At 51.0% G+C, this 17,690-nt stretch carries 12 protein-coding genes and 4 tRNA genes; 15 read left to right on the plus strand and 1 reads right to left on the minus strand.

What is annotated here, in order from left to right:
- Positions 1–126: 126 nt before the first annotated feature.
- The gene (gene murB, locus ACUU1I_RS07535; protein ID WP_001016669.1) at positions 127–1,155 is read left to right on the plus strand and encodes a UDP-N-acetylmuramate dehydrogenase; all 1,029 of its coding nucleotides are present in this window, start codon (positions 127–129) and stop codon (positions 1,153–1,155) included.
- On the plus strand, positions 1,152–2,117 hold the full coding sequence (gene birA, locus ACUU1I_RS07540) for a bifunctional biotin--[acetyl-CoA-carboxylase] ligase/biotin operon repressor BirA (protein WP_000654609.1): 966 nt from the start codon (positions 1,152–1,154) through the stop codon (positions 2,115–2,117). The genes murB and birA overlap by 4 nt, the downstream gene beginning before the upstream one ends.
- Positions 2,118–2,145: 28 nt before the next feature.
- Here birA and coaA read toward each other — a convergent pair whose 3' ends face one another.
- Positions 2,146–3,096: a type I pantothenate kinase gene (gene coaA, locus ACUU1I_RS07545; protein ID WP_000023083.1), complete on the minus strand. Its 951-nt coding sequence runs from the start codon at positions 3,094–3,096 to the stop codon at positions 2,146–2,148.
- 361 nt (positions 3,097–3,457) lie between these two features.
- On the opposite strand from coaA, the gene ACUU1I_RS07550 reads away from it, so the two are divergent.
- From ACUU1I_RS07550 to rpoC, 13 genes are all read left to right on the plus strand, one after another.
- Positions 3,458–3,533, plus strand: a tRNA-Thr gene (locus tag ACUU1I_RS07550).
- Between the two features lie 8 nt (positions 3,534–3,541).
- Positions 3,542–3,626: transfer RNA gene (locus ACUU1I_RS07555), tRNA-Tyr, on the plus strand.
- A 116-nt stretch (positions 3,627–3,742) separates the two neighbouring features.
- Positions 3,743–3,817 (plus strand) — tRNA-Gly (locus ACUU1I_RS07560).
- Between the two features lie 6 nt (positions 3,818–3,823).
- Positions 3,824–3,899: transfer RNA gene (locus ACUU1I_RS07565), tRNA-Thr, on the plus strand.
- Positions 3,900–4,013: 114 nt separating this feature from the next.
- Positions 4,014–5,198, plus strand: coding sequence for an elongation factor Tu (gene tuf, locus ACUU1I_RS07570; protein ID WP_000031784.1), 1,185 nt, complete (start codon positions 4,014–4,016; stop codon positions 5,196–5,198).
- Positions 5,199–5,427: 229 nt separating this feature from the next.
- On the plus strand, positions 5,428–5,811 hold the full coding sequence (gene secE, locus ACUU1I_RS07575) for a preprotein translocase subunit SecE (RefSeq protein ID WP_001275697.1): 384 nt from the start codon (positions 5,428–5,430) through the stop codon (positions 5,809–5,811).
- 1 nt (position 5,812) lies between these two features.
- The gene (gene nusG, locus ACUU1I_RS07580) at positions 5,813–6,358 is read left to right on the plus strand and encodes a transcription termination/antitermination protein NusG (protein WP_001287516.1); all 546 of its coding nucleotides are present in this window, start codon (positions 5,813–5,815) and stop codon (positions 6,356–6,358) included.
- Positions 6,359–6,516: 158 nt separating this feature from the next.
- Positions 6,517–6,945 (plus strand): 50S ribosomal protein L11, encoded by a 429-nt coding sequence (gene rplK, locus ACUU1I_RS07585; RefSeq protein ID WP_001085926.1) that lies wholly within the window; start codon positions 6,517–6,519, stop codon positions 6,943–6,945.
- A gap of 3 nt (positions 6,946–6,948) precedes the next feature.
- Positions 6,949–7,653 (plus strand): 50S ribosomal protein L1, encoded by a 705-nt coding sequence (gene rplA, locus ACUU1I_RS07590; RefSeq protein WP_001096684.1) that lies wholly within the window; start codon positions 6,949–6,951, stop codon positions 7,651–7,653.
- A gap of 412 nt (positions 7,654–8,065) precedes the next feature.
- Positions 8,066–8,563, plus strand: coding sequence for a 50S ribosomal protein L10 (rplJ, locus tag ACUU1I_RS07595; RefSeq protein ID WP_001207201.1), 498 nt, complete (start codon positions 8,066–8,068; stop codon positions 8,561–8,563).
- Between the two features lie 66 nt (positions 8,564–8,629).
- Positions 8,630–8,995 (plus strand): 50S ribosomal protein L7/L12, encoded by a 366-nt coding sequence (rplL, locus tag ACUU1I_RS07600; RefSeq protein ID WP_000028878.1) that lies wholly within the window; start codon positions 8,630–8,632, stop codon positions 8,993–8,995.
- A gap of 319 nt (positions 8,996–9,314) precedes the next feature.
- Entirely contained in the window at positions 9,315–13,343 is a 4,029-nt protein-coding gene (rpoB, locus tag ACUU1I_RS07605; protein WP_005065574.1) for a DNA-directed RNA polymerase subunit beta, read from the plus strand.
- Positions 13,344–13,419: 76 nt separating this feature from the next.
- On the plus strand, positions 13,420–17,643 hold the full coding sequence (gene rpoC / locus ACUU1I_RS07610) for a DNA-directed RNA polymerase subunit beta' (protein ID WP_000653944.1): 4,224 nt from the start codon (positions 13,420–13,422) through the stop codon (positions 17,641–17,643).
- The last annotated feature ends 47 nt before the right edge of the window (positions 17,644–17,690 follow it).

Genomic DNA, 17,690 nt, shown 5'->3' on the forward strand with positions numbered 1-17,690 from the left:
TAGCGAAAGGCTATCCGTCAGGATGGCCTTTTTGCGTTTCTACAAACTCTTCCTGTCGTCATATCTACAAGCCATCCCCCCACAGATACGGTAAACTAGCCTCGTTTTTGCATCAGGAAAGCAGCTATGAACCACTCCTTAAAACCCTGGAACACATTTGGCATTGATCATAATGCTCAGCACATTGTATGTGCCGAAGACGAACAACAATTACTCAATGCCTGGCAGCATGCAACCGCAGAAGGACAACCCGTTCTTATTCTGGGTGAAGGAAGTAATGTACTTTTTCTGGAAGACTATCGCGGCACGGTGATCATCAACCGGATCAAAGGTATCGAAATTCATGATGAACCTGATGCGTGGTATTTACATGTAGGAGCCGGAGAAAACTGGCATCGCCTGGTAAAATACACTTTGCAGGAAGGTATGCCTGGTCTGGAAAATCTGGCATTAATTCCTGGTTGTGTCGGCTCATCACCTATCCAGAATATTGGTGCTTATGGCGTAGAATTACAGCGAGTTTGCGCTTATGTTGATTGTGTTGAACTGGCGACAGGCAAGCAAGTGCGCTTAACTGCCAAAGAGTGCCGTTTTGGCTATCGCGACAGTATTTTTAAACATGAATACCAGGATCGCTTCGCCATTGTAGCCGTAGGTCTGCGTCTGCCAAAAGAGTGGCAACCTGTACTAACGTATGGTGACTTAACTCGTCTGGATCCTACAACAGTAACGCCACAGCAAGTATTTAATGCGGTGTGTCATATGCGCACCACCAAACTCCCTGATCCAAAAGTGAATGGCAATGCCGGTAGTTTCTTCAAAAACCCTGTTGTATCTGCCGAAACGGCTAAAGCATTACTGGCGCAATTTCCAACAGCACCAAATTACCCCCAGGCGGGTGGTTCAGTAAAACTGGCAGCAGGTTGGCTTATTGATCAGTGCCAGCTAAAAGGGATGCAAATGGGTGGGGCTGCGGTGCACCGTCAACAGGCGTTAGTTCTCATTAATGAAGACAATGCAAAAAGCGAAGATGTGGTGCAACTGGCACACCATGTAAGACAAAAAGTGGGTGAAAAATTTAATGTCTGGCTTGAGCCTGAAGTCCGCTTTATTGGTGCATCAGGTGAAGTGAGCGCAGTGGAGACAATTTCATGAAGGATAACACCGTGCCACTGAAATTGATTGCCCTGTTAGCGAACGGTGAATTTCACTCTGGCGAGCAGTTGGGTGAAACGCTGGGAATGAGCCGGGCGGCTATTAATAAACACATTCAGACACTGCGTGACTGGGGCGTTGATGTCTTTACCGTTCCGGGTAAAGGATACAGCCTGCCTGAGCCCATCCAGTTACTTAATGCTGAACAGATATTGGGTCAGCTGGATGGCGGTAGTGTAGCCGTGCTGCCAGTTATTGACTCCACGAATCAGTTCCTTCTTGATCGTATCGGAGAGCTTAAATCGGGCGATGCCTGTGTTGCAGAATACCAGCAGGCTGGCCGTGGTCGCCGGGGGCGGAAATGGTTTTCGCCTTTTGGCGCAAACTTATATTTGTCGATGTTCTGGCGTCTGGAACAAGGCCCGGCGGCGGCGATTGGTTTAAGTCTGGTTATCGGTATCGTGATGGCGGAAGTATTACGAAAGCTGGGAGCAGATAAAGTTCGTGTCAAATGGCCTAATGACCTCTATCTGCAGGATCGCAAGCTGGCAGGCATTCTTGTGGAGCTGACTGGCAAAACTGGCGATGCGGCGCAAATAGTCATTGGATCCGGGATCAACATGGCAATGCGCCGTGTTGAAGAGAGTGTCGTTAATCAGGGGTGGATCACGCTGCAGGAAGCGGGGATCAATCTTGATCGTAATACGTTGGCGGCCATGCTAATACGTGAATTACGTGCTGCGTTGGAACTCTTCGAACAAGAAGGATTGGCACCTTATCTGTCGCGCTGGGAAAAGCTGGATAATTTTATTAATCGCCCAGTGAAACTTATCATTGGTGATAAAGAAATATTTGGCATTTCACGCGGAATAGACAAACAGGGGGCTTTATTACTTGAGCAGGATGGAATAATAAAACCCTGGATGGGCGGTGAAATATCCCTGCGTAGTGCAGAAAAATAAGAAAGGGGAGTATTCGCTCCCCTGCAAATTATTTGCGTAGTCTGACCTCTTCTACCACATGATTAGCACTTTTCGTCAGGATTAAACTGGCGCGCTCACGAGTAGGTAGAATATTTTGCTTTAAGTTCAGCCAGTTGATCTCTTTCCACAATGTCATGGCAGTCTTAATCGCTTCTTCTTTAGTTAATTTCGCGTAGTTATGAAAATAGGAATCCGGGTCTGTAAAAGCCCCTTCGCGGAATTTCAGAAAACGGTTGATATACCACGTCTGAAGTAAGTCTTCCGGTGCATCAACATATATCGAAAAATCGACAAAATCGGAAACAAATACATGATGTGGATCGTGTGGATAATCCATCCCGCTCTGTAAGACATTTAACCCTTCAAGAATTAAAATATCAGGCTGAACAACAGTTTTATCTCCATCCGGGATCACATCATAAATAAGATGCGAGTAAACAGGGGCTGTAACGTTTGGCACGCCGGATTTGAGATCGGAAACAAACTTCACCAGGCGATGCATATCATACGATTCCGGGAAGCCTTTCTTCTTCATCAGACCACGTTCTTTCAGAACCTGATTAGGGTGAAGGAAGCCATCTGTAGTGATCAGTTCAACACGACGATGTTCCGGCCAACGGCTTAATAGCGCCTGCAATACACGGGCGGTTGTACTTTTCCCCACCGCGACACTGCCAGCAATACTGATAATGTAAGGAATGCGTTGCCCGTTGGTACCAAGAAACTGTTCCAGAACTGCCTGACGGCGCAGATTCGAGCTTATATAGAAGTTCAGCAAACGTGACAAAGGTAAATAGATCTCGGCAACTTCTTCTAACGAGAGATCTTCATTAATACCTTTGAGACGGGCGATCTCATCTTCCGATAACGTCATAGGTACGGAATCACGCAGAGCTGCCCACTGGTTGCGGTCAAACTGTAGGTAAGGCGTCATTAACGTTTGCTCTTTTATACTCATAAGCATGTTTCTGGCGGTCATAGCTCTATCGGCAAAGCGATATTTGCCATGGCGCGTCACAGTTCTGTTGAATGGGTTAATGGGCAGGAGGGTAACACCAGATGGGGAGGAATAATAAGAAAAAATCTCTGCCAGGAAGCTATCGTTGAAAAGCAATGTGACAGATATTCCATCTGATAAAAAGAATTATGGTTTAGCAGGAGCGCATTGTTGAGCACAATGATGTTGAAAAAGTGTGCTAATCTGCCCTCCGTTCGGCTGTTTCTTCATCGTGTAGCATAAAATGTGACCAATAAAACAAATTATGCAATTTTTTAGTTGCATGAACTCGCATGTCTCCATAGAATGCGCGCTACTTGATGCCGACTTAGCTCAGTAGGTAGAGCAACTGACTTGTAATCAGTAGGTCACCAGTTCGATTCCGGTAGTCGGCACCATCAAGTCCGGTGGGGTTCCCGAGCGGCCAAAGGGAGCAGACTGTAAATCTGCCGTCACAGACTTCGAAGGTTCGAATCCTTCCCCCACCACCAATTTCGGCCACGCGATGGCGTAGCCCGAGACGATAAGTTCACTTACCGGCTCGAATAAAGAGAGCTTCTCTCGATATTCAGTGCAGAATGAAAATCAGGTAGCCGAGTTCTAGGATGCGGGCATCGTATAATGGCTATTACCTCAGCCTTCCAAGCTGATGATGCGGGTTCGATTCCCGCTGCCCGCTCCAAGATGTGCTGATATAGCTCAGTTGGTAGAGCGTACCCTTGGTAAGGGTGAGGTCGGCAGTTCGAATCTGCCTATCAGCACCACTTCTTTTCTCCTCCCTGTTTTTTCCTTCTGTTTATTGCATTCAACAAGTCGGGCATGTTGCCTGGTTGATGTGGTGATATCACCGATTTATCCGTGTCTTAGAGGGACAATCGATGTCTAAAGAAAAGTTTGAACGTACAAAACCGCACGTTAACGTCGGTACTATCGGCCACGTTGACCATGGTAAAACAACGCTGACCGCTGCAATCACTACCGTACTGGCTAAAACCTACGGCGGTGCTGCTCGCGCATTCGACCAGATCGATAACGCGCCGGAAGAAAAAGCTCGTGGTATCACCATCAACACTTCTCACGTTGAATACGACACCCCGACCCGTCACTACGCACACGTAGACTGCCCGGGGCACGCCGACTATGTTAAAAACATGATCACCGGTGCTGCTCAGATGGACGGCGCGATCCTGGTAGTTGCTGCGACTGACGGCCCGATGCCGCAGACTCGTGAGCACATCCTGCTGGGGCGTCAGGTAGGCGTTCCGTACATCATCGTGTTCCTGAACAAATGCGACATGGTTGATGACGAAGAGCTGCTGGAACTGGTTGAAATGGAAGTTCGTGAACTTCTGTCTCAGTACGACTTCCCGGGCGACGACACTCCGATCGTTCGTGGTTCTGCTCTGAAAGCGCTGGAAGGCGACGCAGAGTGGGAAGCGAAAATCCTGGAACTGGCTGGCTTCCTGGATTCTTACATTCCGGAACCAGAGCGTGCGATTGACAAGCCGTTCCTGCTGCCGATCGAAGACGTATTCTCCATCTCCGGTCGTGGTACCGTTGTTACCGGTCGTGTAGAACGCGGTATCATCAAAGTTGGTGAAGAAGTTGAAATCGTTGGTATCAAAGAGACTCAGAAGTCTACCTGTACTGGCGTTGAAATGTTCCGCAAACTGCTGGACGAAGGGCGTGCTGGTGAGAACGTAGGTGTTCTGCTGCGTGGTATCAAACGTGAAGAAATCGAACGTGGTCAGGTACTGGCTAAGCCGGGCACCATCAAGCCGCACACCAAGTTCGAATCTGAAGTGTACATTCTGTCCAAAGATGAAGGCGGTCGTCATACTCCGTTCTTCAAAGGCTACCGTCCGCAGTTCTACTTCCGTACTACTGACGTGACTGGTACCATCGAACTGCCGGAAGGCGTAGAGATGGTAATGCCGGGCGACAACATCAAAATGGTTGTTACCCTGATCCACCCGATCGCGATGGACGACGGTCTGCGTTTCGCAATCCGTGAAGGCGGCCGTACCGTTGGCGCGGGCGTTGTAGCAAAAGTTCTGAGCTAATTGCCGATAACATTTGACGCAATGCGCACTAAAAGGGCATCATTTGATGCCCTTTTTGCACGCTTTCGTACCAGAACCTGGCTCATCAGTGATTTTCTTTGTCATAATCATTGCTGAGACAGGCTCTGTTGAGGGCGTATAATCCGAAAAGCTAATACGCGTTTCGATTTGGTTTGCCTCGCGATCGCGGGGTGAAAATGTTTGTAGAAAACTTCTGACAGGTTGGTTTATGAGTGCGAATACCGAAGCTCAAGGAAGCGGGCGCGGCCTGGAAGCGATGAAGTGGGTCGTTGTGGTGGCATTGCTCCTGGCGGCGATTGTCGGCAACTACCTTTATCGCGACATTATGCTGCCGCTGCGTGCGCTGGCCGTAGTAATTCTGATTGCTGCAGCGGGTGGTGTCGCGCTGTTAACGACAAAAGGTAAAGCTACCGTTGCTTTTGCCCGTGAAGCGCGTACCGAAGTCCGTAAGGTCATTTGGCCGACTCGCCAGGAAACATTGCACACCACGCTGATTGTGGCTGCGGTTACCGCAGTAATGTCACTGATCCTGTGGGGACTGGATGGTATTCTGGTTCGCCTGGTATCCTTTATCACTGGCCTGAGGTTCTGAGATGTCTGAAGCTCCTAAAAAGCGCTGGTACGTCGTTCAGGCGTTTTCCGGTTTTGAAGGCCGCGTAGCAACGTCGCTGCGTGAGCATATCAAATTACACAACATGGAAGATTTGTTTGGTGAAGTCATGGTACCAACCGAAGAAGTGGTTGAAATCCGTGGCGGTCAGCGTCGCAAAAGCGAACGTAAATTCTTCCCTGGCTACGTCCTCGTTCAGATGGTGATGAACGACGCGAGCTGGCACTTGGTGCGCAGCGTACCGCGTGTGATGGGCTTCATCGGCGGTACTTCCGATCGTCCTGCGCCAATCAGCGATAAAGAAGTCGATGCGATTATGAACCGCCTGCAGCAGGTTGGTGATAAGCCGCGTCCGAAAACGCTGTTTGAACCGGGTGAAATGGTCCGTGTTAATGATGGTCCGTTCGCTGACTTCAACGGTGTTGTTGAAGAAGTGGATTACGAGAAATCTCGTCTGAAAGTGTCTGTTTCTATCTTCGGTCGTGCGACCCCGGTAGAGCTGGACTTCAGCCAGGTTGAAAAAGCCTAACCCAGCGATCAAAAAAGCGGCGATTTAATCGTTGCACAAGGCGTGAGATTGGAATACAATTTCGCGCCTTTTGTTTTTATGGGCCTTGCCCGTAAAACGATTTTTTATATCACGGGGAGCCTCTCAGAGGCGTTATTACCCAACTTGAGGAATTTATAATGGCTAAGAAAGTACAAGCCTATGTCAAGCTGCAGGTTGCAGCTGGTATGGCTAACCCGAGTCCGCCAGTAGGTCCGGCTCTGGGTCAGCAGGGCGTAAACATCATGGAATTCTGCAAAGCGTTCAACGCAAAAACTGATTCCATCGAAAAAGGTCTGCCGATTCCGGTAGTAATCACCGTTTACGCTGACCGTTCTTTCACTTTCGTTACCAAGACCCCGCCGGCAGCAGTTCTGCTGAAAAAAGCGGCTGGTATCAAGTCTGGTTCCGGTAAGCCGAACAAAGACAAAGTGGGTAAAATTTCCCGCGCTCAGCTGCAGGAAATCGCGCAGACCAAAGCTGCCGACATGACTGGTGCCGACATTGAAGCGATGACTCGCTCCATCGAAGGTACTGCACGTTCCATGGGCCTGGTAGTGGAGGACTAAGAAATGGCTAAACTGACCAAGCGCATGCGTGTTATCCGCGAGAAAGTTGATGCAACCAAACAGTACGACATCAACGAAGCTATCGCACTGCTGAAAGAGCTGGCGACTGCTAAATTCGTAGAAAGCGTGGACGTAGCTGTTAACCTCGGCATCGACGCTCGTAAATCTGACCAGAACGTACGTGGTGCAACTGTACTGCCGCACGGTACTGGCCGTTCCGTTCGCGTAGCCGTATTTACCCAAGGTGCAAACGCTGAAGCTGCTAAAGCTGCAGGCGCAGAACTGGTAGGTATGGAAGATCTGGCTGACCAGATCAAGAAAGGCGAAATGAACTTTGACGTTGTTATTGCTTCTCCGGATGCAATGCGCGTTGTTGGCCAGCTGGGCCAGGTTCTGGGTCCGCGCGGCCTGATGCCAAACCCGAAAGTGGGTACTGTAACACCGAACGTTGCTGAAGCGGTTAAAAACGCTAAAGCTGGCCAGGTTCGTTACCGTAACGACAAAAACGGCATCATCCACACCACCATCGGTAAAGTGGACTTTGACGCTGACAAACTGAAAGAAAACCTGGAAGCTCTGCTGGTTGCGCTGAAAAAAGCAAAACCGACTCAGGCGAAAGGCGTGTACATCAAGAAAGTTAGCATCTCCACCACCATGGGTGCAGGTGTTGCAGTTGACCAGGCTGGCCTGAGCGCTTCTGTAAACTAATGCCTTTACGTGGGCGGTGATTTTGTCTACAATCTTACCCCCACGTATAATGCTTAATGCAGACGTATATCCGAGATATTCGGGTTGTGGCAAGGCGGCAACTGAGTGAGTCGCCAGGAGCATAGCTAACTATGTGACTGGTGCGAATGAAGGAAGCCAACGCCGCCACAAGTTGAATAGCGACGGATAGAAAAGATTTGTTCGTTGGAGCCTGGCCTATCCAGGCCTCCGTCGAAGACCGCAGGAGTTTCGCAAGAAACTTAATCCCCTGCGTAGACGGTGACAGAACGCTAAGATTATTCTTTTATATTCTGGCTTGTTTCTGCTCACCGTAATTAAGACGCTCTCTCCGTTTGGAGGAGTGAAGTGAGTTCCAGAGATTTTCTCTGGCAAACATCCAGGAGCAAAGCTAATGGCTTTAAATCTTCAAGACAAACAAGCGATTGTTGCTGAAGTCAGCGAAGTAGCCAAAGGCGCGCTGTCTGCAGTAGTTGCGGATTCCCGTGGCGTAACTGTAGATAAAATGACTGAACTGCGTAAAGCAGGTCGCGAAGCTGGCGTATACATGCGTGTTGTTCGTAACACCCTGCTGCGCCGTGCTGTTGAAGGTACTCCGTTCGAGTGCCTGAAAGACGCGTTTGTTGGTCCGACCCTGATTGCATACTCTATGGAACACCCGGGCGCTGCTGCTCGTCTGTTCAAAGAGTTCGCGAAAGCGAATGCAAAATTTGAGGTCAAAGCCGCTGCCTTTGAAGGTGAGCTGATCCCGGCGTCTCAGATCGACCGCCTGGCAACTCTGCCGACCTACGAAGAAGCAATTGCACGCCTGATGGCAACCATGAAAGAAGCTTCGGCTGGCAAACTGGTTCGTACTCTGGCTGCTGTACGCGATGCGAAAGAAGCTGCTTAATCGCAGTTATCTTTTTAACGCATTCGCTTACGTATAAACTTATTCTGATATTCAGGAACAATTTAAATGTCTATCACTAAAGATCAAATCATTGAAGCAGTTGCAGCTATGTCTGTAATGGACGTTGTAGAACTGATCTCTGCAATGGAAGAAAAATTCGGTGTTTCCGCTGCTGCTGCTGTAGCTGTAGCTGCTGGCCCGGTTGAAGCTGCTGAAGAAAAAACTGAATTCGACGTAATTCTGAAAGCTGCTGGCGCTAACAAAGTTGCTGTTATCAAAGCAGTACGTGGCGCAACTGGCCTGGGTCTGAAAGAAGCTAAAGACCTGGTAGAATCTGCACCGGCTGCTCTGAAAGAAGGCGTGAGCAAAGACGACGCAGAAGCACTGAAAAAAGCTCTGGAAGAAGCTGGCGCTGAAGTTGAAGTTAAATAAGCCAACCCTTCCGGTTGCAGCCTGAGAAATCAGGCTGATGGCTGGTGACTTTTTAGTCACCAGCCTTTTTGCGCTGTAAGGCGCCAGTAGCGTTTCACACTGTTTGACTACTGCTGTGCCTTTCAATGCTTGTTTCTATCGACGACTTAATATACTGCGACAGGACGTCCGTTCTGTGTAAATCGCAATGAAATGGTTTAAGCGTGATAGCAACAGGCATTGCGGAAAGTGTTCCATTTTCCGGTCAACAAAATAGTGTTGCACAAACTGTCCGCTCAATGGACAGATGGGTCGACTTGTCAGCGAGCTGAGGAACCCTATGGTTTACTCCTATACCGAGAAAAAACGTATTCGTAAGGATTTTGGTAAACGTCCACAAGTTCTGGATGTACCTTATCTCCTTTCTATCCAGCTTGACTCGTTTCAGAAATTTATCGAGCAAGATCCTGAAGGGCAGTATGGTCTGGAAGCTGCTTTCCGTTCCGTATTCCCGATTCAGAGCTACAGCGGTAATTCCGAGCTGCAATACGTCAGCTACCGCCTTGGCGAACCGGTGTTTGACGTCCAGGAATGTCAAATCCGTGGCGTGACCTATTCCGCACCGCTGCGCGTTAAACTGCGTCTGGTGATCTATGAGCGCGAAGCGCCGGAAGGCACCGTAAAAGACATTAAAGAACAAGAAGTCTACATGGGCGAAATTCCGCTCATGACAGACAACGGTACCTTTGTTATCAACGGTACTGAGCGTGTTATCGTTTCCCAGCTGCACCGTAGTCCGGGCGTCTTCTTTGACTCCGACAAAGGTAAAACCCACTCTTCGGGTAAAGTGCTGTATAACGCGCGCATCATCCCTTACCGTGGTTCCTGGCTGGACTTCGAATTCGATCCGAAGGACAACCTGTTCGTACGTATCGACCGTCGCCGTAAACTGCCTGCGACCATCATTCTGCGCGCCCTGAACTACACCACAGAGCAGATCCTCGACCTGTTCTTTGAAAAAGTTATCTTTGAAATCCGTGATAACAAGCTGCAGATGGAACTGGTGCCGGAACGCCTGCGTGGTGAAACCGCATCTTTTGACATCGAAGCTAACGGTAAAGTGTACGTAGAAAAAGGCCGCCGTATCACTGCGCGCCACATTCGCCAGCTGGAAAAAGACGACGTCAAACTGATCGAAGTCCCGGTTGAGTACATCGCAGGTAAAGTGGTTGCTAAAGACTATATTGATGAGTCTACCGGCGAGCTGATCTGCGCAGCGAACATGGAGCTGAGCCTGGATCTGCTGGCTAAGCTGAGCCAGTCTGGTCACAAGCGTATCGAAACGCTGTTCACCAACGATCTGGATCACGGCCCATATATCTCTGAAACCTTACGTGTCGACCCAACTAACGACCGTCTGAGCGCACTGGTAGAAATCTACCGCATGATGCGCCCTGGCGAGCCGCCGACTCGTGAAGCAGCTGAAAGCCTGTTCGAGAACCTGTTCTTCTCCGAAGACCGTTATGACTTGTCTGCGGTTGGTCGTATGAAGTTCAACCGTTCTCTGCTGCGCGAAGAAATCGAAGGTTCCGGTATTCTGAGCAAAGACGACATCATTGATGTTATGAAAAAGCTCATCGATATCCGTAACGGTAAAGGCGAAGTCGATGATATCGACCACCTCGGCAACCGTCGTATCCGTTCCGTTGGCGAAATGGCGGAAAACCAGTTCCGCGTTGGCCTGGTACGTGTAGAGCGTGCGGTGAAAGAGCGTCTGTCTCTGGGCGATCTGGATACCCTGATGCCTCAGGATATGATCAACGCCAAGCCGATTTCCGCAGCAGTGAAAGAGTTCTTCGGTTCCAGCCAGCTGTCTCAGTTTATGGACCAGAACAACCCGCTGTCTGAGATTACGCACAAACGTCGTATCTCCGCACTCGGCCCAGGCGGTCTGACCCGTGAACGTGCAGGCTTCGAAGTTCGAGACGTACACCCGACTCACTACGGTCGCGTATGTCCAATCGAAACCCCTGAAGGTCCGAACATCGGTCTGATCAACTCTCTGTCCGTGTACGCACAGACTAACGAATACGGCTTCCTTGAGACTCCGTATCGTAAAGTGACCGACGGTGTTGTAACTGACGAAATTCACTACCTGTCTGCTATCGAAGAAGGCAACTACGTTATCGCCCAGGCGAACTCCAACCTGGATGAAGGAGGCCACTTCGTAGAAGACCTGGTAACTTGCCGTAGCAAAGGCGAATCCAGCTTGTTCAGCCGCGACCAGGTTGACTACATGGACGTATCCACCCAGCAGGTGGTATCCGTCGGTGCGTCCCTGATCCCGTTCCTGGAACACGATGACGCCAACCGTGCATTGATGGGTGCGAACATGCAACGTCAGGCCGTTCCGACTCTGCGCGCTGATAAGCCGCTGGTTGGTACTGGTATGGAACGTGCTGTTGCCGTTGACTCCGGTGTAACTGCGGTAGCTAAACGTGGTGGTGTCGTTCAGTACGTGGATGCTTCCCGTATCGTTATCAAAGTTAACGAAGACGAGATGTATCCGGGTGAAGCAGGTATCGACATCTACAACCTGACCAAATACACCCGTTCTAACCAGAACACCTGTATCAACCAGATGCCGTGTGTGTCTCTGGGTGAACTGGTTGAACGTGGCGACGTGCTGGCAGACGGTCCGTCCACCGACCTCGGTGAACTGGCGCTTGGTCAGAACATGCGCGTAGCGTTCATGCCGTGGAATGGTTACAACTTCGAAGACTCCATCCTCGTATCCGAGCGTGTTGTTCAGGAAGACCGTTTCACCACCATCCACATTCAGGAACTGGCGTGTGTGTCCCGTGACACCAAGCTGGGTCCGGAAGAGATCACCGCTGACATCCCGAACGTGGGTGAAGCTGCGCTCTCCAAACTGGATGAATCCGGTATCGTTTACATTGGTGCGGAAGTGACCGGTGGCGACATTCTGGTTGGTAAGGTAACGCCGAAAGGTGAAACTCAGCTGACCCCAGAAGAAAAACTGCTGCGTGCGATCTTCGGTGAGAAAGCCTCTGACGTTAAAGACTCTTCTCTGCGCGTACCAAACGGTGTATCCGGTACGGTTATCGACGTTCAGGTCTTTACTCGCGATGGCGTAGAAAAAGACAAACGTGCGCTGGAAATCGAAGAAATGCAGCTCAAACAGGCGAAGAAAGACCTGTCTGAAGAACTGCAGATCCTCGAAGCGGGTCTGTTCAGCCGTATCCGTGCTGTGCTGGTAGCCGGTGGCGTTGAAGCTGAGAAGCTCGACAAACTGCCGCGCGATCGCTGGCTGGAGCTGGGCCTGACAGACGAAGAGAAACAAAATCAGCTGGAACAGCTGGCTGAGCAGTATGACGAACTGAAACACGAGTTCGAGAAGAAACTCGAAGCGAAACGCCGAAAAATCACCCAGGGCGACGATCTGGCACCGGGCGTGCTGAAGATTGTTAAGGTATATCTGGCGGTTAAACGCCGTATCCAGCCTGGTGACAAGATGGCAGGTCGTCACGGTAACAAGGGTGTAATTTCTAAGATCAACCCGATCGAAGATATGCCTTACGATGAAAACGGTACGCCGGTAGACATCGTACTGAACCCGCTGGGCGTACCGTCTCGTATGAACATCGGTCAGATCCTCGAAACCCACCTGGGTATGGCTGCGAAAGGTATCGGCGACAAGATCAACGCCATGCTGAAACAGCAGCAAGAAGTCGCGAAACTGCGCGAATTCATCCAGCGTGCGTACGATCTGGGCGCTGACGTTCGTCAGAAAGTTGACCTGAGTACCTTCAGCGATGAAGAAGTTATGCGTCTGGCTGAAAACCTGCGCAAAGGTATGCCAATCGCAACGCCGGTGTTCGACGGTGCGAAAGAAGCAGAAATTAAAGAGCTGCTGAAACTTGGCGACCTGCCGACTTCCGGTCAGATCCGCCTGTACGATGGTCGCACTGGTGAACAGTTCGAGCGTCCGGTAACCGTTGGTTACATGTACATGCTGAAACTGAACCACCTGGTCGACGACAAGATGCACGCGCGTTCCACCGGTTCTTACAGCCTGGTTACTCAGCAGCCGCTGGGTGGTAAGGCACAGTTCGGTGGTCAGCGTTTCGGGGAGATGGAAGTGTGGGCGCTGGAAGCATACGGCGCAGCATACACCCTGCAGGAAATGCTCACTGTTAAGTCTGATGACGTGAACGGTCGTACCAAGATGTATAAAAACATCGTGGACGGCAACCATCAGATGGAGCCGGGCATGCCAGAATCCTTCAACGTATTGTTGAAAGAGATTCGTTCGCTGGGTATCAACATCGAACTGGAAGACGAGTAATTCTCGCTCAAACAGGTCACTGCTGTCGGGGTAAAACCCGGCAGCGGATTGTGCTAACTCCGACGGGAGCAAATCCGTGAAAGATTTATTAAAGTTTCTGAAAGCGCAGACTAAAACCGAAGAGTTTGATGCGATCAAAATTGCTCTGGCTTCGCCAGACATGATCCGTTCATGGTCTTTCGGTGAAGTTAAAAAGCCGGAAACCATCAACTACCGTACGTTCAAACCAGAACGTGACGGCCTTTTCTGCGCCCGTATCTTTGGGCCGGTAAAAGATTACGAGTGCCTGTGCGGTAAGTACAAGCGCCTGAAACACCGTGGCGTCATCTGTGAGAAGTGCGGCGTTGAAGTGACCCAGACTAAAGTACGCCGTGAGCGTATGGGCCACATCGAACTGGCTTCCCCGACTGCGCACATCTGGTTCCTGAAATCGCTGCCGTCCCGTATCGGTCTGCTGCTCGATATGCCGCTGCGCGATATCGAACGCGTACTGTACTTTGAATCCTATGTGGTTATCGAAGGCGGTATGACCAACCTGGAACGTCAGCAGATCCTGACTGAAGAGCAGTATCTGGACGCGCTGGAAGAGTTCGGTGACGAATTCGACGCGAAGATGGGTGCGGAAGCAATCCAGGCTCTGCTGAAGAGCATGGATCTGGAGCAAGAGTGCGAACAGCTGCGTGAAGAGCTGAACGAAACCAACTCCGAAACTAAGCGTAAAAAGCTGACCAAGCGTATCAAACTGCTGGAAGCGTTCGTTCAGTCTGGTAACAAACCAGAGTGGATGATCCTGACCGTTCTGCCGGTACTGCCGCCAGATCTGCGTCCGCTGGTTCCGCTGGATGGTGGTCGTTTCGCGACTTCTGACCTGAACGATCTGTATCGTCGCGTCATTAACCGTAACAACCGTCTGAAACGTCTGCTGGATCTGGCTGCGCCGGACATCATCGTACGTAACGAAAAACGTATGCTGCAGGAAGCGGTAGACGCCCTGCTGGATAACGGTCGTCGCGGTCGTGCGATCACCGGTTCTAACAAGCGTCCTCTGAAATCTTTGGCCGACATGATCAAAGGTAAACAGGGTCGTTTCCGTCAGAACCTGCTCGGTAAGCGTGTTGACTACTCCGGTCGTTCTGTAATCACCGTAGGTCCATACCTGCGTCTGCATCAGTGCGGTCTGCCGAAGAAAATGGCGCTGGAGCTGTTCAAACCGTTCATCTACGGCAAGCTGGAACTGCGTGGTCTTGCTACCACCATTAAAGCTGCGAAGAAAATGGTTGAGCGCGAAGAAGCTGTCGTTTGGGATATCCTGGACGAAGTTATCCGCGAACACCCGGTACTGCTGAACCGTGCACCGACTCTGCACCGTCTGGGTATCCAGGCATTTGAACCGGTACTGATCGAAGGTAAAGCTATCCAGCTGCACCCGCTGGTTTGTGCGGCATATAACGCCGACTTCGATGGTGACCAGATGGCTGTTCACGTACCGCTGACGCTGGAAGCCCAGCTGGAAGCGCGTGCGCTGATGATGTCTACCAACAACATCCTGTCCCCGGCGAACGGCGAACCAATCATCGTTCCGTCTCAGGACGTTGTACTGGGTCTGTACTACATGACCCGTGACTGTGTTAACGCCAAAGGCGAAGGCATGGTGCTGACTGGCCCGAAAGAAGCAGAACGTCTGTATCGCTCTGGTCTGGCTTCTCTGCATGCGCGCGTTAAAGTGCGTATCACCGAGTATGAAAAAGATGCTAACGGTGAATTAGTAGCGAAAACCAGCCTGAAAGACACGACTGTTGGCCGTGCCATTCTGTGGATGATTGTACCGAAAGGTCTGCCTTACTCCATCGTCAACCAGGCGCTGGGTAAAAAAGCAATCTCCAAAATGCTGAACACCTGCTACCGCATTCTCGGTCTGAAACCGACCGTTATTTTTGCGGACCAGATCATGTACACCGGCTTCGCCTATGCAGCGCGTTCTGGTGCATCTGTTGGCATCGATGACATGGTCATCCCGGAGAAGAAACACGAAATCATCTCCGAGGCAGAAGCAGAAGTTGCTGAAATTCAGGAGCAGTTCCAGTCTGGTCTGGTAACTGCGGGCGAACGCTACAACAAAGTTATCGATATCTGGGCTGCGGCGAACGATCGTGTATCCAAAGCGATGATGGATAACCTGCAAACTGAAACCGTTATTAACCGTGACGGTCAGGAAGAGAAGCAGGTTTCCTTCAACAGCATCTACATGATGGCCGACTCCGGTGCGCGTGGTTCTGCGGCACAGATTCGTCAGCTTGCTGGTATGCGTGGTCTGATGGCAAAGCCGGATGGCTCCATCATCGAAACGCCAATCACCGCGAACTTCCGTGAAGGTCTGAACGTACTCCAGTACTTCATCTCCACCCACGGTGCTCGTAAAGGTCTGGCGGATACCGCACTGAAAACTGCGAACTCCGGTTACCTGACTCGTCGTCTGGTTGACGTGGCGCAGGACCTGGTGGTTACCGAAGACGATTGTGGTACCCATGAAGGTATCATGATGACTCCGGTTATCGAGGGTGGTGACGTTAAAGAGCCGCTGCGCGATCGCGTACTGGGTCGTGTAACTGCTGAAGACGTTCTGAAGCCGGGTACTGCTGATATCCTCGTTCCGCGCAACACGCTGCTGCACGAACAGTGGTGTGACCTGCTGGAAGAGAACTCTGTCGACGCGGTAAAAGTACGTTCTGTTGTATCTTGTGACACCGACTTTGGTGTATGTGCGCACTGCTACGGTCGTGACCTGGCGCGTGGCCACATCATCAACAAAGGTGAAGCAATCGGTGTTATCGCGGCACAGTCCATCGGTGAACCGGGTACACAGCTGACCATGCGTACGTTCCACATCGGTGGTGCGGCATCTCGTGCGGCTGCTGAATCCAGCATCCAGGTGAAAAACAAAGGTAGCATCAAGCTCAGCAACGTGAAGTCGGTTGTGAACTCCAGCGGTAAACTGGTTATCACTTCCCGTAACACCGAACTGAAACTGATCGACGAATTCGGTCGTACCAAAGAAAGCTACAAAGTGCCTTACGGTGCGGTACTGGCGAAAGGCGATGGCGAACAGGTTGCTGGCGGCGAAACCGTTGCAAACTGGGACCCGCACACCATGCCGGTTATCACCGAAGTAAGCGGTTTTGTACGCTTTACTGACATGATCGACGGCCAGACCATTACTCGTCAGACCGACGAACTGACCGGTCTGTCTTCGCTGGTGGTTCTGGATTCCGCAGAACGTACCGCAGGTGGTAAAGATCTGCGTCCGGCACTGAAAATCGTTGATGCTCAGGGTAACGACGTTCTGATCCCAGGTACCGATATGCCTGCGCAGTACTTCCTGCCGGGTAAAGCGATTGTTCAGCTGGAAGATGGCGTACAGATCAGCTCTGGTGACACCTTGGCGCGTATTCCGCAGGAATCCGGCGGTACCAAGGACATCACCGGTGGTCTGCCGCGCGTTGCGGACCTGTTCGAAGCTCGTCGTCCGAAAGAACCGGCAATCTTGGCTGAAATCAGCGGTATCGTTTCCTTCGGTAAAGAAACCAAAGGTAAACGTCGTCTGGTTATCACCCCGGTAGACGGTAGCGATCCGTACGAAGAGATGATTCCGAAATGGCGTCAGCTCAACGTGTTCGAAGGTGAACGTGTAGAACGTGGTGACGTAATTTCCGACGGTCCGGAAGCGCCGCACGACATTCTGCGTCTGCGTGGTGTTCATGCTGTGACTCGTTACATCGTTAACGAAGTACAGGACGTATACCGTCTGCAGGGCGTAAAGATTAACGATAAACACATCGAAGTTATCGTTCGTCAGATGCTGCGTAAAGCTACCATCGTTAACGCGGGCAGCTCCGACTTCCTGGAAGGCGAACAGGTTGAATACTCTCGCGTCAAGATCGCAAACCGCGAACTGGAAGCGAACGGCAAAGTGGGTGCAACTTACTCCCGCGATCTGCTGGGTATCACCAAAGCGTCTCTGGCAACCGAGTCCTTCATCTCCGCGGCATCGTTCCAGGAGACCACTCGCGTGCTGACCGAAGCAGCCGTTGCGGGCAAACGCGACGAACTGCGCGGCCTGAAAGAGAACGTTATCGTGGGTCGTCTGATCCCGGCAGGTACCGGTTACGCGTACCACCAGGATCGTATGCGTCGCCGTGCTGCGGGTGAAGCTCCGGCTGCACCGCAGGTGACTGCAGAAGACGCATCTGCCAGCCTGGCAGAACTGCTGAACGCAGGTCTGGGCGGTTCTGATAACGAGTAATCGTTAATCCGCAAATAACGTAAAAACCCGCTTCGGCGGGTTTTTTT

The organism is Shigella sp. SIG3, from assembly GCF_053555855.1.

Coding starts and splice junctions, on each gene's coding strand:
- murB (WP_001016669.1), top strand. CDS start 127: ATGAACCACTCCTTAAAACCCTGGAACACATTTGGCATTGATCATAAT.
- birA (WP_000654609.1), top strand. CDS start 1,152: ATGAAGGATAACACCGTGCCACTGAAATTGATTGCCCTGTTAGCGAAC.
- coaA (WP_000023083.1), bottom strand. CDS start 3,096: ATGAGTATAAAAGAGCAAACGTTAATGACGCCTTACCTACAGTTTGAC.
- tuf (WP_000031784.1), top strand. CDS start 4,014: ATGTCTAAAGAAAAGTTTGAACGTACAAAACCGCACGTTAACGTCGGT.
- secE (WP_001275697.1), top strand. CDS start 5,428: ATGAGTGCGAATACCGAAGCTCAAGGAAGCGGGCGCGGCCTGGAAGCG.
- nusG (WP_001287516.1), top strand. CDS start 5,813: ATGTCTGAAGCTCCTAAAAAGCGCTGGTACGTCGTTCAGGCGTTTTCC.
- rplK (WP_001085926.1), top strand. CDS start 6,517: ATGGCTAAGAAAGTACAAGCCTATGTCAAGCTGCAGGTTGCAGCTGGT.
- rplA (WP_001096684.1), top strand. CDS start 6,949: ATGGCTAAACTGACCAAGCGCATGCGTGTTATCCGCGAGAAAGTTGAT.
- rplJ (WP_001207201.1), top strand. CDS start 8,066: ATGGCTTTAAATCTTCAAGACAAACAAGCGATTGTTGCTGAAGTCAGC.
- rplL (WP_000028878.1), top strand. CDS start 8,630: ATGTCTATCACTAAAGATCAAATCATTGAAGCAGTTGCAGCTATGTCT.
- rpoB (WP_005065574.1), top strand. CDS start 9,315: ATGGTTTACTCCTATACCGAGAAAAAACGTATTCGTAAGGATTTTGGT.